The sequence below is a fragment of the Sphingomonas sp. CFBP 13720 genome, from assembly GCF_014842075.1.
In the GTDB taxonomy this organism is placed as follows: Bacteria; Pseudomonadota; Alphaproteobacteria; order Sphingomonadales; family Sphingomonadaceae; genus Sphingomonas.
In genome coordinates, this window is sequence record NZ_JACYVA010000004.1 from 261,471 (window position 1) to 276,184 (window position 14,714).

The following is a 14,714-nucleotide window of genomic DNA, read 5'->3' on the forward strand; positions in this document are numbered from 1 at the left end:
TTCATTTTTCGGAGACTCCGCATGTTCCTTGCTGCGATCACGCTGATCCTGATGGCTGGGCCGCAGGACGGCACTCCTGCGATACCGGGCGAAGCACCCGTCGAGCGTTATCGGGAAGATCGCGCCAACGCTGGCGCGCTTCCCTTCAGAGGCGACGACATGGCCCGCGCGTTCAACGGGCAGGATGGCATCCGGCGGATCGTCGGACGTTTCGTTTCGGCCAATTTCGCCGATCCGCGGGTCGGCGAAATTTTCATGAATCAGGACCGGTCGCGCCTCGAACGCGTGCTGTTCGAGCAATTCTGCTATATCCTCAATGCCGGCTGCACCTACACCGGCCGCGACATGCGCAGCGCACACAAGAATATGGGTGTGCAGCAGGCTGATATGAACCGTGTGGTCGAGAATCTTCAAAAGGCGATGCGCGCAGAACATGTCTCATTTGCCGCACAGAATCGTTTTCTGGCCAAGCTCGCGCCAATGCGCCGGGACATCGTGGGGCGATGACATTAGTATTAGTCTGCCGACGCAAAAGAATGACCGGCTCAACCTGACAGCAAACCGCTAGTCTTCTTTCTGCGCCAGGGACGGGGAGGGGGCGGATGCTAACGCTAACGCCCCCTCCCGATCGATAGCGTGTCAGGCCGACAGATCGTCCGTGCCCGTCGCGGTCGAACCGACACGGCTATAGACGAAATACTCGACCCCGTTCTGGATGACGGACCCGTCGAACTCCAGCGTGCGAACTGCGCCGGCGTTGATCCGCACGGCGGTTCCGCCAGCAAGGTCCAGCGTTCGGTCGGCACCGAAATCGATCCGTCCGTCTCCATCGGCGTCGGCAATGGCGGACGTGGTCACGATCCGGTCGTCATTGCCAAAACCGTTGATCCGGTCGTTCCCGAGATCCAGTCCAAGCGCGGTATCGAACAGGAACGTACGGCCGCCCGACGCACCGTTCAGGACGTCATCGGCCAGCGTCCCTTCGGTCATCCCCGGAAGGCGCGTGGCGGCATCGGCATAGGCGAAGCCACCATCGGCAAGTTGCCCCAGCAGGCGCAGCCCGGTCATCGGATCGATCGCCGTGAACGCGACGGTATCGCCGCCGCCCAGATCGAGCACGTTGTTCATCCCGAACATGATGATACCGTCATTATTCGAATCACGCAGACGACTGTCGGATACGAACAGGTCGACCTTTGAAAAATCGATGATGGTATCGTTTCCGACATTGCCCGCCGGCGAATATTCGAAACGATCGCTGCCAGCCCCGCCGATGAACCGATCGTCTCCGGCTCCGCCTTCCAACCGGTCATTGCCCGCGCCTCCGACCAGAAAGTCGTTCGCCAGACCGCCGGTGATGACGTCGTCGCCCATACCGCCGTTATAGTAATAGGACCGCGCAGGCTGAACCGCCGTCAGCGTGTCGCCGACCATCGTGCCCAAGGTGACGACTTCGAACCCGTCGCCCCGCTGCACGCCGCTGACCAGATCGCGCACGTCGAACGCGACCCCGGTTCCGGCGACGAAGGTGATCCCCTCGTCGTCGACGCGGCTGATCGACCCGGTCAATCCGTCGCTGCCATCCTCTGCCTGCAACCGGACCGCAAGGCCGCCGTCCTGATTGGCCATCGTGTTGCTGTCGTTGACGTTGCCGTTCCCGACCTGTGCGGACGTGAAGGTCAGGCGGACCTGACCTGCCATGGTGCGGTTGACGACAACCACGTCCGCGCCGTCGCCCAGATCGACTGAATCGCTACCGTCGGTAGTGACGTTCATCGTCACCGTGTCGGTGCCGCTTCCGCCGAACAGTGTGTCGTTCCCGCCTCCGCCGATAAAGCTGTCATTGCCTTCGTTGCCCGACAGCCGATCGTTGCCGCCACCGCCGACCAGAAAGTCGTTGCCCGTTCCGGCGACGACCACATCGTCGCCCATGCCCGCATTGTAATAGAAGTTCTGCCCCGCCCGGAACGGCGGAAAGAAGGTCAGCGCGTCAGCCCCGCCAGTGCCCAGAACGACGCCTTCGAACGTGTCACCACGCGCCGCGCCCGAGACGAGATCCCGCACGTCCATCGTGATGCCCTGTGTCCCGGCCACGAAGGTGATACCCTCGTCGTCGAACCGCGATACCGGACCAACCGGCACGCCGGACGCATCCTCCGACTGCACGCGCACGGCAAGGCTACCGTCCTGATTGAGCATCGTGCCGGCGTCGCTGGCCGTGCCGTTGCCGACTTCGGCCGAAGTGAAGGTTATCCGTACATTGCCGGTTCCGCCATCGGTCCGCTCGAACCGGACGGTATCGTTGCCTGCGCCAAGGTCGACGCGGTCGCTGCCATCGTTGAGCAGATCGAAACTGTAGCTGTCGTCGCCGTCGCCGCCGTCCACGATATCGTCACCCGAACCACCGGCAATGATATCGTTGCCGGCACCTGTCGAAATTCTATCGTCGCCGCCAGCGCCGAACGCCACGTCATCCGCCGAACCGGTGGTCAGTATGTCGTCGCCACCGCCGCCGTTCAGCAATCCGCGAACGTTACCGGTATCGAACACGTCGTCACCATTGTCCGTACCGTCCAGATTTACCGATTCGAACCCGGTTACGAACGTTCCGTCCGACGCCGTTCCGGACCCGGTCGCGTCCAGCACCAGCCGGATCGGCGGGGCCGAGCCCGCGACGGGTCCGTTGAAGTTAAAATTGAGCGACAGGAAATCGTCGCCTGCGCCACCGTCGAGCTGGTCGAGACGGCCGCCGATGACGCTGTCGTTGCCGTCACCCGCGTCGACCACGTCGCGGCGGGGCGCGATCGATCCGGCGAAGATGTTGGAAGGTCGGTCGACCGAGTCGATCACGTCGTTCCCGGCCAGGCCATTGATGACGTCCTCGTCCTCGGTGCCGATCAGAACATTGTCGCCGTTGTCGCCGTTTACGGTGGCCATCGCGGTTCCTCCCTAAAACGCATCCGGGACGGGCCATCTGACCATCGATCCACCGGTGCTATTGGACAGGTACGTTGGCTCGAAACAAATAGTTGCGGGGAAATTAACGATGATGTGATCTGTCACGGAAGGTCCGGCAAAACCGGGCCGCCGTTGCATTCCGCCAATGAACAACGCGCGACCAGTTACGATGATCGCGAGCGACGCCACCCAAGCGCTGCGCTCGAACATCACGCGCGCTCGGTCTCCATCCTTCGCATCGTACCGACGGTGCCCTCGTTCCGACACCGCCGTGATACCGTACCATATTGGCCTGACTGCCAAATGTTCTGTGCCGATACGCCTGCCCGGTTCCGGGTCGGCGGTTCTCGCTAGGCGACAGGGCCAGGATGCCGCGTGGTGGACGTCTCGGATGCGATCACCGCCATGGCGTGATCCACAAAACGCGCCTTCTCGCCGACCGGGGCAATGTAATGCAGCGCGTCGCGCGCCTTGTCGGTCGAGCCGCCGCGCGCGATCATCCACGCGGCCAGATAGGGCGCGGCAAGACAGCCGCCGGCGGTTGCGACGTTGCCATGCGCGGCGAACGGCGCGTCGATCACGGTGACGCCCGCCTCGATCACCCACGGCTTGGTGGTGAGATCGGTACAGGCGGGCAGGTCGCCGATCAGCCCCAGCTTCGCCAGCAGCAGCGTTCCCGAACATTGCGCCGCGATCAGTTGCCGCGACGGATCGAGGCGAAGGCGGGCAAGCATCGCCGCATCCGCGGCGATCTCACGCGTTCGGATGCCGCTGCCGATCAGGACCGCGTCCGCTTCCTACACGAACGCGAGCGGGCGCTGGCGGTGGACGGTGACGCCGTTCATCGACGTCACGGTTTCGGTCGGCGCGGTAATGTGCGCGGCCCAGCCATGCGGACGCAGGCGGTTGATGATCGCGGCGGCGACGAACGAGTCGAGCTCGTTGAAGCCGTCGAAGGTCAGGATCGCGACCTGCATCAGCCTTGCGTCCGGCCGGCGAACAGCGTCCGCGTCGCACCGGCGACCCAGACCTGTCCGCTCTCGTCCTGCGAGACATGGATGCGTCCTGTTCGTCCCAGTCGCGTGCCCTGCGCGGCGATATAGCTGCCAGTCGCCCGACCGGTGGTGAACAGCCATTGGCCGACCGAGGCGTTCAGGCTGCCCGTCACCGGGTCCTCGATCAGCCCGCCATGGGCGTCGGTGAAGAGCGCGCGCAATTCGAACGCGACCTCGCCGCCGGGTGCATGCGGACCGACGATCCCGACGTCGATGTGCTCGGGATGATGCCGCGCTGGCTCGACCGCCAGCACCGCCTCCGCCGACTCCAGCATCACTGCGATCCAGCCCGGGCCGTTATCCGCCCACGCCGCATCGACGATCGCCGCGCGGTCGATCCGCAGCAATTCGGCGACCTGCACGATCTCGGCCTCGGTCGGCGTGCCGCCGCGCAGCAGCGGTGGTGCCGCGAAGGCGAGCCGGTCGCCGTCGTGCCGGATCGTCACCAGCCCGACGCCACATTCCTGCACGATCACGCCGTCCCGCTTCGGCTGCCCGCCCGCTTCCAGCCAGGCATGCGCGCTGCCCAGGGTCGGGTGGCCGGCGAAGGGAAGTTCGTGCGCCATGGTGAAGATGCGAACCCGATAGTCCGCCGCCGGATCGGTCGGCGGCAACAGGAAGGCCGTTTCCGAGAAGTTCAGCCAGCCGGCGATCGCCTGCATCTCTTCCGTCGTCAGTCCCTCGGCATCGCCGATGACGGCCAGCGGGTTGCCGGCCAGCGGATCGGTGCCGAACACGTCGACGAGGCGAAAGGGGCGGGTCACGGTGGCGGGGTCTCCTGTTGGCAATGATGCACCTTATCGCGGGCGGGCTGGCGCTGACAGATACGCAGCGGTACGATCGCGCCGAACTGTACTGGCGAAAGCAGCAGCACGATGGGCACCGCCCCCGACGACTCCCGCACCGCGATGGTGGCGCGAACGATCCGCGACCGGATCGACGCACGTGCGCTGACGCCGGGCGCACGGCTTCCTTCGATCCGCGCCATGGCGGCGGCGAGCGGCGTCGCGCCCTCGACGGTGGTGGAGGCCTATGACCGGCTGACGGCAGAGGGCGTGATCCGGTCGCGACCGGGATCGGGCTTCTATGTCGCCGCGCCGCTCGCGCCGCTGGCGCTCGATCGGCTCGCCGCGACGCGGGAGCGCGAGGTCGATCCGCTGTGGATGCTGCGCCAGTCGCTGGGCGAGCGGCGGCACGAATTGATGCCGGGATGTGGCTGGTTGCCCGACGACTGGCTGGCGGGTGACGCGCTGCGCAAGGCGATGCGTGCCGCCGCACGGGCGAATGACGACAATGCGCTCGCCGGCTATGCTTCGCCGCTCGGTTCGCCGCCGCTGCGTGCGCTGCTGGCGCGGCGGATGGCAGGGCAGGGCATCGAGGCCGGTCCCGATCAGGTCCTGCTGACCGACAGCGGCACCCACGCGCTCGATCTGGTGTGCCGCTTCCTGCTGCAACCCGGTGACGCGGTGCTGGTCGACGATCCCTGCTATTTCAACTTTCTGGCACTGCTCCGCGCGCATCGCGCGAACGTGATCGGCGTGCCTATGACGCCGGCCGGGCCGGACGTCGCCGCGTTCGCCGAGGCGGCGGCGGCACATCGCCCGCGCTTCTACCTGACGAATTCGGGCGTCCATAATCCGACCGGGGCGTCGCTCGCCGCCCCGACCGCGCATCGGCTGCTCAAGATCGCCGAAGGGCATGACATGATCGTCGTGGAGGACGACATCTTCGCCGATTTCGAACACGCCGCATCGGCACGACTGGCCGCCTTCGATGGCCTCGACCGGACGATCCGCATCGGCAGCTTTTCCAAATCGCTGTCGGCAGCAATACGCTGCGGCCATATCGCGGCGCGACCCGACTGGATCGAGGCGCTTGCCGATCTGCGGATCGCGACCTCGATGTCCGGCAGCCCGCTTGCCGCCAACCTGCTGCACGCGGTGTTGACCGACGGCAGCTATCGCCGCCGCGTCGAAGGCGTTCGCACCCGACTGGCCCGCGCCACCGCGAACGTCGTCACGCGGCTGCGGGCGGTCGGGATCGAACCATGGATCGAGCCGGCGGCGGGCATTTTTCTCTGGGCGCGGCTGCCTGACGGTGTCGATGCCGTCGATCTTGCTCGTCAGGCGATCGCTGAAGGGATCGTCCTCGCACCCGGCCCGGTGTTCAGCACCAGCGGGGGCTGGCGCGATCACATGCGCTTCAACGTTGCCAGGAGCGACGACGATCGGCTGTATGGGTTTCTGGAAAGTGCCCGATCGGCCTTGCCGGCGCGCTGAATAGCCGAATTTGACCGCTGGTCGGCATGATGGTGTAAAGTTGTTTCGTTCGTCAGGCTTCGCGCCGGAGCGCGAGCAACTCGTTCGCGGCGGTATGGCGGACATGGCGCAGGCGGTCATTGAAGATGATGCGGGCGTTGCGACTGCCCGGGTCCGTCACCAGCCCGTTCTTTTCATTCCCGATGATCCTGTCGCCGAGATGCTCCAGCCGGTCCTGCCTGATACCGTGATCGCGATACGTACCGGTTACGTAGCGCGTCGCGTCCACCGTCCTGGCCGCCACGTCGTTGGCGATGGCGATGTAGCCGGCGCGCAGGGCCTTGAAATAGGCTTCGCCGACCTTGTGCCGGTTCTGCCCTTTCCCGCCCCGCAGGACGCCGATCTTCTGCTGCCTATAGGGATAGCGCAGATCACCGTTGCGCTTGCGGATCGCGAATTCGAAATCCCAGCAACCCACACCCGTTTTGCATCGGTGCCATGTCCGGCATCCATCGGCACGGCCGATCATAGGCGATCACGAGATCACGGAAGGCGAGGTGCCGCCAGACGATGACCCGCGCGACGTAGTCTATGGTGTGACCGAAGTGCACGGCCGCCCGCTTCAGGAAGGGCTCCACGGCGGACCACTGGGTGGCGGCGAGGTTCGATCGGTCCAGGTAACGCAAGGTGTATTTGAGCACGCCGTCGTCATTGTTCTTGGTGGTCAACGAAAAGGCGTACTCCAATGCCGCTCGGAGACGCTCCGGAATGCGTCGCTCTGGTGATTTGCTCGCGAACTCGAACTTTGCGGCGATGTCGGTTGGCCAAGTGTCGGAGAAGGAGAAGTTGTCAGAATAGATCGCCGTCTTCGATTCATTAATGTCTAGCTCGAAGAACCTGATGGCTTCGCGGTATCGCCAGAGGGCTTCCTCGGCTGCAGCATGGGTGTCCGCGCCGATCCAAACGTCGTCGACGTGCCTGATCACGTCGCAGTTACGGTTTCCGCCCCTGCGGACGAACTCCTGGTCGATCGCTGTGCCGATCACCTCTGCGACATACCGGGACGCGTCGGGTCCCACGGGGACGCCAACCGTCTGGCCGTCCTGCCCGGCCCGAACGATCAGATCCAAGCGGTTTGCGTAGCAGTTCGCGGATGCTAGATTACGGTCAGCCTTTGCGGCGGGCCTTCCGTGCACCGCCCAAGGTATCGAGTGGGTGTAGATCGAGTGATAGAAGCGCGAGATGTCCGTCCGGGCGACGAAGCGATACCGCGCCAGTCGCGAAAGCCGGGCGCTCTCCAGTTCCGAATGGGATGCGATCGTGACGGCTCTGTCGAGATCCGGATCGTGAACGGGTTTTGAAAGGCTGAAGTCCGACAGCGCGAAATGGTTCGTCAGCTCTGCCTCGCGGTCCGCGATAAAGCGCGCGAGGTCGTGCGCGGTCGACGGATGGACGAACGAGAACTCCCGGCGTGCCATGCCTCGTTTTGAAGCGTTGAACGGAGATGAGCGGACCGGATTCTTCCCATCGGTGAGCCACCCGCTTCGGCCGGCAAGATTAGCGCCGATCGCTTGCGTCACGAAAGTCGGCGGCAGGTTCTCGGGTAGATACCCTTTTTCGAACAGGTCGTCCTTGAGTGCCATGATGCCATATTGGCATCATCTCTTGGTGGAGACCAATAGAAGTGAACGGTTGCTCTATTCACGGTCGAGAGATTGATAGCCGGGCAGCGGGTTCCTTCGGTCCTGCGTCAGGAGCCGCAGTCCGCAATCGGCCTAATCCTAGCCAAAGTCTGAAGCTGAATGAACGGCTGCAGTTGGGGGTCCCGCAAGCTAGCGTGAGCGACTACTGGTGGGTCCATCTAGTCGCGCGTGCTTTCAACGCAGTCGCCGGCGATCAAGGAGCGTCGCCACCGGGACGATAGACCCGCTCGACGTGACCAGCGAGCTGGTCGGGATAAAAGTAGACAGGCCGAAGGCGACCAGTGGCGTAGCTGTCGATCTGATCGGCAAAGTGCGGTGAGGCTGGATTACCACTCTGCCCGCCCGCCATTACGGCCATCGCCCTCACGCGCGGGCCGAACTCGACCACCGCGACGAAGCTGTTGCCGCTGGTGCCGTAATAACGCTTCGTCCCAGGCCACGTCTTCGCGCCGAAAGAGGCGAGGCTGCCCCACTGCGCCGAGGTGAAGGGCACCGGCGTCGACGGCTTGGCGTCTTCAAAGTGCGGCCGGATGGCGCCGTCGAGCCGCTGGAAGCGGTTGATCGCGTTCCACGGGGTGTTCCAGCCGCCGAAGTCGCGTGTCAGTTGCATGACCGCCGTTTCCAGCGCGGTAAGCTTGGTCGCGGCGTCGACGCGGGTGGCGATGTAGTCGGGCACGTTGATCCGCTCCGCCTGTGCGACGCTGCCGACTTCACGCCAGAGCTGGTCGCCCCAGTAGACGGCGAGGCTCGTCGCGACCGAGTCTTTGCTCCAGCGATGGTCCCATCGGGCGAGTGTCGCGATCGGCCCGGCCAGCGTCCGTCGGCGCGGGTCGTTCGTTGGCAGTGCGCGCCACGCGGCGACCAGGCCGGGCAGCAGTCGCGCGAAGGCGGGCAGATAGGGATCGTAGGCGGCGGCGCGCAGCCGCTCGGGCGTCCAGCCCCGCCGGCCGGTCAGCAGCAGGTCGGCGTGTTCGCCGCGGGCATTGCCGCCGGTCTGATCCATGTAGCGCGGATAGTCGGCTGCCCTTGGGCTGTCCGGCCCCGCCGCGCTCCAAGGCCAGTCGTTGGTGTTGTGGACCCAACCGACCCGCGGGTTGGCGACGCTCGGCAGGCTGGCGAGCGAGTGCAGCCCTTGCCAGTCGGTCGCGGGATCGCTGCCGTCGACGGGGCGGGTATAATCGAACCGGTCATCGCGGACCGGCATGAATTGCGGCATCAGGAACGCGATCTCGCCCTTGTCGTCGGCGAACAGCGTGTCGTTGGAGGAGTTCGCCTTGCGCTCGGCGACCGCGAGGTACGAGGCGAGATCGTTGGCCTTGGTGCGCAGCCAGCTCTGCTCCAGCGCCGGGACGGGCCGCCACATCAGCGCGGTCGCGATCCAGCGGCCGTTCTTCGCCGCGACGATGGGACCGTGATGGGTGGCCCAAGTGGTGAATCGCCGTTCGCCCATGCCGCCATCGGGCCGGCGGAAGCGGAGCGTCACCGTGCGCGCAGCGACCGGGCGTGTCTCGGCCCCGTAGCGGTAACCCCAGCCGCCGCCGCGACGGGCGACCGCCTCGGCGAACTGATCGACATTGTCGACGGTGGAGGAGGTGTGCATCCAGCCGGCGTGCGCGTTGAACCCCTGGTAGACGAAGAACTGCCCCCAGGTGCTGGCGCCGTAGGCGTTCAGGCCCTCGTCGCTGGTCATCTGCGCTTCCGAGCGGAAGTAGAAGCTGGTGTGCGGGTTGATGAGGAGCAGGGGCCGGCCGTTCGCGGTCAGCTTCGGCGCGATAGCGATGCCGTTCGACCCCGATGGTTCGCGCGGCACCGCCCCCAGCTCTTCCGGCGTTGGTGGGGTCGGCCGGCCGTAGAAGGTCTTGAGGTCGGCGAGCGAGATGCGCTCGATATCGCCGCCAATGCTGCCTTCGGTGAAGCTCAGTGCCATCCACGGCTCGAACCGGGTCAGCACCTTGGGTTTCACCCGCGGGTGCGTCGCGAGATAGAAGTTCAGCCCGTCCGCCCAGGCATCCATCAGCGCGCGCAGCCATGGGGGACACGCGGCATATTGCGCCTGGAGCTCGGTCGGATCGACGAACATCCGCTGGCGCAGGTCGGCCCAGATCGCCTCCTCGCCATCGGCCTCAGCAGTGCGACCGAGCGCGGTCAGGTAGTTGGCTTCGATGCGGGCGAAATCGTCCTCTGCCTGCGCGTAGGTCATGCCAAACACCGCGTCGGCGTCGCTGCGACCGCGGACGTGCGGGATGCCCCAGTCGTCGCGCGTGATCGTCACTCGAGCTGCCTCGGCCTTCCACCGCGCCATGTCGGGATCGGGCGCGGCGGCGGTCGTCGCCAGGAGGGCTGCGACGATCAACGGATTGTGCGTGCGCCGGAGGAGCGTAACCATGGCGCCAGCCTAGAACGGGGAGTGAGGCATGGCCAAGCGCTGGTTGGCGATAATGACGGCAGTGATGCTCGGCGGCGCAAGCGCCCCGCCGGTCGAGACCTCGATGAGCACCGCGACGCTGCTACGACCCGCGGCGGTGTTCGATGGGGTCGACGGGAAAATGCACGCTGGCTGGCAGGTGCTGGTGCGTGGCGACCGGATCGTCGCGGTCGGCCCGAACCTGGCCGTTCCTGCGGGCGCGCACATCATCGACCTCGCCGGTGACACGCTGATGCCGGGCATGATCGAGGGGCATGGTCACCTGTTTCTCCACCCCTATGACGAGGCGAGCTGGGACGATCAGGTGCTGCATGAACCGCTGGCGCTGCGCACCGCGCGTGCGGTGGCGAACGCGCGTGCGACCTTGCGGGCAGGCTTCACCAGCGAGCGCGACCTCGGCACCGAAGGGGCTGGCTATGCCGATGTCGGGCTGAAGGCGGCGATCGATCAGGGGATCGTCGAGGGTCCACGGTTGAGCGTGGCGACGCGCGCAATCGTCGCGCTCGGGGCCTACGGCCCCAAGGGGTTCGAGCCAGGGGTCGACATCCCGCAGGGTGCGGAGGAGGTCTCGGGCGCCGAGCAGATGGTTGCGGCGGTCCGTCGGCAAATCGCCGCCGGCGCGGATTGGGTGAAGCTCTACGCCGACTATCGCTGGCGGGCAGGCGAGGAGAGTCGCGCGACGCTGAGCCTCGACGAAATCAGGGCAGCGGTGGCGGCAGCGCACGACGCCGGACGTCCCGTCGCGGTCCACGCCTCAACCGTGGAGGGTATGCGTCGCGCGATCGAGGCGGGCGTCGACACGATCGAGCATGGCTATGGCGGGACGCCCGCGATCTTCGCGAGCATGGCGGCGAAGAAGATCGCACTGTGCCCGACGCTCGCCGCCGCGGACGCGAGCGCACGCTATCGCGGCTGGACCGGCGCGGAGCCGACCCCCGCCGCGGTGAAGGCAAGCCGTGACAGCCTCCGCCTTGCGCTCGCCGCCGGCGTGCCGATCTGCATGGGTGGCGACGCAGGCGTATTCGCGCACGGCACGAACGCGCGCGAGCTGGAGTTGATGGTGGCAGCGGGAATGACGCCGGCGCAGGTGCTGCTCGCCGCCACCTCGGGCAACGCGCGGTGGATGCGGATGGGCGACCGTCTCGGCGCGGTGAGGCCGGGCCTGCTCGCGGATCTGGTCGCGGTTGCGGGTGATCCCACGCTGAACATCTCCGCCGTGCGTGCCGTGCGGCTGGTTATGAAGGGCGGTGCCGTTGTCGGCATGTAGCAGTGGGCCAATGGAAGTTACCTTCTAGGGCGCTGCCGTGGAGTAAGAGATGGACGCTTGGCTCGCCGACGTCAGGAAGCCGGGAAGGGGGGCTGCACGATCACAACCGGGCCTTTCCGTTATCCAGCTTTCCTTGAGATGCCCGCGTGCCGGGTAGTCCCCGTATTGCGTCCGCGGGTGTCTAAAGCTTCGCACTCTTTCTGACGGCAAGCGCTATACCAGCCCAATCAAGGTCCGGGCCTTCCGTCGCGATGACACTGCGAAGGTGGTCGCGGACGATCCCGAGAAGCGGCATCGGTGCCCCAAGCGAAGTGGCAGCGGTATCGGCCAGCGTCATGTCCTTCAAGCCTAATGGCGCCGCAAACCCGGCGGGCTGGAAGCGGTCCTTCAGCAGGATCTCGCCATAGATGTGGTAGACCGGCGCGCCGAACAGGGTTCCCGTCAGCACCTCCAGCAGGGTCTGACGATCGACGCCGCCCTTTTCGGCCAGCGTCATCGCCTCGGCCATCGCCTCCACGGCGGCCATGATCATGAAGTTGCCGCTGAGCTTCACCAGGTTGGCCGCGGACGGCTTGTCGCCGATCCGGAAAGTCCGCTGACCGATATCGGCGAACACCGGGTCGCAGCGATCCAATGCAGCGTCCACGCCTGCCGCGACCACGAACAGCTTGCCCGCTGCCGCCGCCGGTGGACGGCCGAAGACGGGTGCAGAAACGTAACCGCCGGTGCCACTATCCGCCGCGAGCCGGTCGGCAAGGGCGATGCTGATCGTGCTGTGCCCGACGTGCAGTGCAGGAGCGCCGACGATGCCGTCCTCGCCGAGTACCACGTCTTCCACCGCCCGGTCGTCGGCGAGCATGGTCATGACGAGATCGCCTTGGGCCGTATCGACCGGCCGTGCCGCGCGAGCTGCGCCCGCGTCGACAAGCGCGTCGGTCTTGTCTGTCGAACGGTTCCAGACCGTCACCTCATGGCCTGCCTTGATCAGATTGGCCGCGATGGCGCCGCCCATCTGACCCAGCCCGATGAACCCGATCCTCATGCGTCATCCTCCATGAAGCGGGCGAATTCGGCCGCGTAATCGGGGTGCCAGCGGGACAGGGCGGGGCGGTTCCCGGTGATGTCGCCTGCCGCCCAGGCGATGCGTTTCGCGTCCTGTGCCGGCGTGGTCTCGTTGTCAGGGCAGAGAATGTAGAAGTCGCCGCGCGCCAGACGATCGAACATGAGATCGACCACCTGTTCCGGCGTCCAGGCGCCAGCCGGCTTTTCCGGCCGCGGAGAGGTCATGCCCGTGTAGGTGAAGCCAGGGATCAGCAAGTGCGCGCTGACCCGGTCCCCTGTCTGCTCGCGCAGCGTATGTGCCAGGCCTTCGGTCAGGGCTTTAACCCCTGCCTTGCTGACGTTGTAGGCGGTGTTGCCCGGCGGCTGGGTGATGCCCTGCTTGGAGCCGGTGTTGATGACGAGGCCCGGCCCGTGTCCCTCCACCATCAGCGGCGCGAAGCTCTGGATGCCGTTCAGAACACCCATGAGGTTGACGCCGAGCAGCCTTGTCCACGCCTCCTGGCTGGCGAAAACATCACCGCCCTGGCCGATGCCGGCGTTGTTCATCAGGACGGATGCCGGCCCAAGCGTGGTGGCGAGGGTGCGCATTGCCACCGGGTCAGCGACGTCGACGGCGTGCGCGCGCGCCCCGTCGATCAATCCGGCCGCCGCATCGAGCGCTTCGCCCGGCCGGTCGAGGATAGCGACCCGCATGCCACGTGCGGCGAATGCGCACGCGGCGGCCAGCCCGATGCCGCTGGCCCCACCCGTCACGACGGCGAGATTGCCCGGCGCGATCGCCGCGAACGAGACGGCACTCATCGGTCGATGCTCGCCATGTCGGCATAGCGCTGTCCCTCGGCTGCACCGGGCGGCATGATCGCGTCGATGCGGGCGATATCGTCCGCGTCCAGCGTCACGTCGATCGCGCCGAGGTTGTCTTCCAGATAGGTACGCCGCTTGGTGCCGGGGATCGGCAAGACGTCGTGGCCCTGCGCGAGCACCCAGGCAAGCGCCAGTTGCGCCGGCGTGCAGCCTTTATCGGAGGCCATAGCGCCGACCGCCTTGACGAGGTCGAGGTTGCGCTGGAACGCTTCCCCGTGAAAGCGTGGATGATGGCGCCGGAAATCATCTGCGGCGAGGTCGTCGGGCGCGGTGATCTGACCGGTGAGAAAACCCCGGCCGAGCGGGCTGTAGGGCACGAAGCCGATGCCGAGTTCGCGCACCGTCGGCAGGATTTCTGCTTCGGGATCCCGGCTCCACAACGAATATTCGGTCTGTAGAGCAGTGATGGGGTGGACCGCATGGGCGCGGCGAATGGTCGCCGGCGACGCCTCGGACAAGCCGAGATACTTCACCTTGCCGGCCGTCACCAGCTCCGCCATCGCGCCTACCGTCTCCTCGATCGGCACGTCGGGGTCGACGCGGTGCTGGTAGTAGAGGTCGATGACGTCAAGCCCGGTGCGCTTCAAGCTGGCATCGCATGCACGGCGGACATAGTCGGGGCGGCCATTGATGCTGCGGCCCTTGCCATCGGCGCCCCGATCGATGCCGAACTTCGTCGCGACGACCACCCATTCGCGGCGTTCGCGCACGACACGGCCAACCAGTTCCTCGTTGGCGCCGACCCCATACATATCGGCGGTGTCCAGGAAAGTGACGCCGCGGTCGAGCGCGAGGTTGATGGTCGCGACCGATTCCGCTTCGTCGCGACCGCCATAAAAGTCGCTCATCCCCATGCAGCCGAGGCCGAGCGCAGAGACCTCAAGGCCTTGCGAACCAAGCTTGCGTGTCTTCACCATGTATCTCCGATGCGATGTCTGTTGTCAGGGGAATGATCGCGGACGCCGCAGGTTGCCTCTTCACGACGCGCAGGCGATCGTTGCCTCGTGATAGCGGAGTAAGAAGGGGGCGATTATCGGCAGCCGGAACGGATTGCCGGCCCAATCGAGGAATAGCCGGTTCCGACGAACGCGAAATCGGGTCCGTCGTGACATGGCATTGCTG

11 protein-coding genes and 1 pseudogene are annotated in these 14,714 nt (G+C 65.9%); 3 read left to right on the top strand and 9 right to left on the bottom strand.

Features of this window, described 5'->3' with window-relative positions:
• Window positions 1–21: 21 nt before the first annotated feature.
• Window positions 22–507 (top strand): group I truncated hemoglobin, encoded by a 486-nt coding sequence (locus tag IFT55_RS10940; RefSeq protein ID WP_192091928.1) that lies wholly within the window; start codon window positions 22–24, stop codon window positions 505–507.
• A gap of 132 nt (window positions 508–639) precedes the next feature.
• Here IFT55_RS10940 and IFT55_RS10945 read toward each other — a convergent pair whose 3' ends face one another.
• The 3 genes and pseudogenes from IFT55_RS10945 to IFT55_RS10955 form a co-directional block, all read right to left on the bottom strand.
• Window positions 640–2,937, bottom strand: coding sequence for a beta strand repeat-containing protein (locus IFT55_RS10945; RefSeq protein WP_192091930.1), 2,298 nt, complete (start codon window positions 2,935–2,937; stop codon window positions 640–642).
• A gap of 371 nt (window positions 2,938–3,308) precedes the next feature.
• Window positions 3,309–3,935, bottom strand: a pseudogene (locus IFT55_RS10950) (DJ-1/PfpI family protein).
• Window positions 3,935–4,777 (bottom strand): PhzF family phenazine biosynthesis isomerase, encoded by an 843-nt coding sequence (locus IFT55_RS10955; protein WP_192091932.1) that lies wholly within the window; start codon window positions 4,775–4,777, stop codon window positions 3,935–3,937. The pseudogene IFT55_RS10950 and the gene IFT55_RS10955 overlap by 1 nt, the downstream one beginning before the upstream one ends.
• A 111-nt stretch (window positions 4,778–4,888) precedes the next feature.
• On the opposite strand from IFT55_RS10955, the gene IFT55_RS10960 reads away from it, so the two are divergent.
• Complete coding sequence (locus IFT55_RS10960; RefSeq protein ID WP_192091934.1) at window positions 4,889–6,292, top strand: aminotransferase-like domain-containing protein; 1,404 nt, start codon at window positions 4,889–4,891, stop codon at window positions 6,290–6,292.
• Window positions 6,293–6,344: 52 nt separating this feature from the next.
• On the opposite strand, the gene IFT55_RS10965 is transcribed toward IFT55_RS10960, so the two are convergent.
• From IFT55_RS10965 to IFT55_RS10975, 3 genes are all read right to left on the bottom strand, one after another.
• On the bottom strand, window positions 6,345–6,749 hold the full coding sequence (locus IFT55_RS10965; protein ID WP_192091936.1) for a hypothetical protein: 405 nt from the start codon (window positions 6,747–6,749) through the stop codon (window positions 6,345–6,347).
• Window positions 6,703–7,914, bottom strand: coding sequence for an RNA-directed DNA polymerase (locus IFT55_RS10970; protein WP_192091937.1), 1,212 nt, complete (start codon window positions 7,912–7,914; stop codon window positions 6,703–6,705). Before IFT55_RS10970 ends, IFT55_RS10965 begins: the two co-directional genes overlap by 47 nt.
• A gap of 253 nt (window positions 7,915–8,167) precedes the next feature.
• Complete coding sequence (locus tag IFT55_RS10975; protein ID WP_192091939.1) at window positions 8,168–10,360, bottom strand: penicillin acylase family protein; 2,193 nt, start codon at window positions 10,358–10,360, stop codon at window positions 8,168–8,170.
• Between the two features lie 28 nt (window positions 10,361–10,388).
• On the opposite strand from IFT55_RS10975, the gene IFT55_RS10980 reads away from it, so the two are divergent.
• A complete protein-coding gene (locus IFT55_RS10980; protein WP_192091940.1) occupies window positions 10,389–11,666 on the top strand; it encodes a metal-dependent hydrolase family protein in 1,278 nt (425 codons plus the stop codon).
• 181 nt (window positions 11,667–11,847) lie between these two features.
• Here the strand turns inward: IFT55_RS10980 and IFT55_RS10985 are convergent, their stop codons facing one another.
• From IFT55_RS10985 to IFT55_RS10995, 3 genes are read right to left on the bottom strand one after another with little or no spacing between them, the layout of a single operon-like run.
• The gene (locus IFT55_RS10985) at window positions 11,848–12,708 is read right to left on the bottom strand and encodes an NAD(P)-dependent oxidoreductase (protein ID WP_192091942.1); all 861 of its coding nucleotides are present in this window, start codon (window positions 12,706–12,708) and stop codon (window positions 11,848–11,850) included.
• The gene (locus IFT55_RS10990; RefSeq protein WP_192091944.1) at window positions 12,705–13,529 is read right to left on the bottom strand and encodes an SDR family NAD(P)-dependent oxidoreductase; all 825 of its coding nucleotides are present in this window, start codon (window positions 13,527–13,529) and stop codon (window positions 12,705–12,707) included. The genes IFT55_RS10985 and IFT55_RS10990 overlap by 4 nt, the downstream gene beginning before the upstream one ends.
• Window positions 13,526–14,506, bottom strand: coding sequence for an aldo/keto reductase (locus tag IFT55_RS10995; protein ID WP_192092111.1), 981 nt, complete (start codon window positions 14,504–14,506; stop codon window positions 13,526–13,528). The genes IFT55_RS10990 and IFT55_RS10995 overlap by 4 nt, the downstream gene beginning before the upstream one ends.
• Window positions 14,507–14,714: the final 208 nt, after the last annotated feature.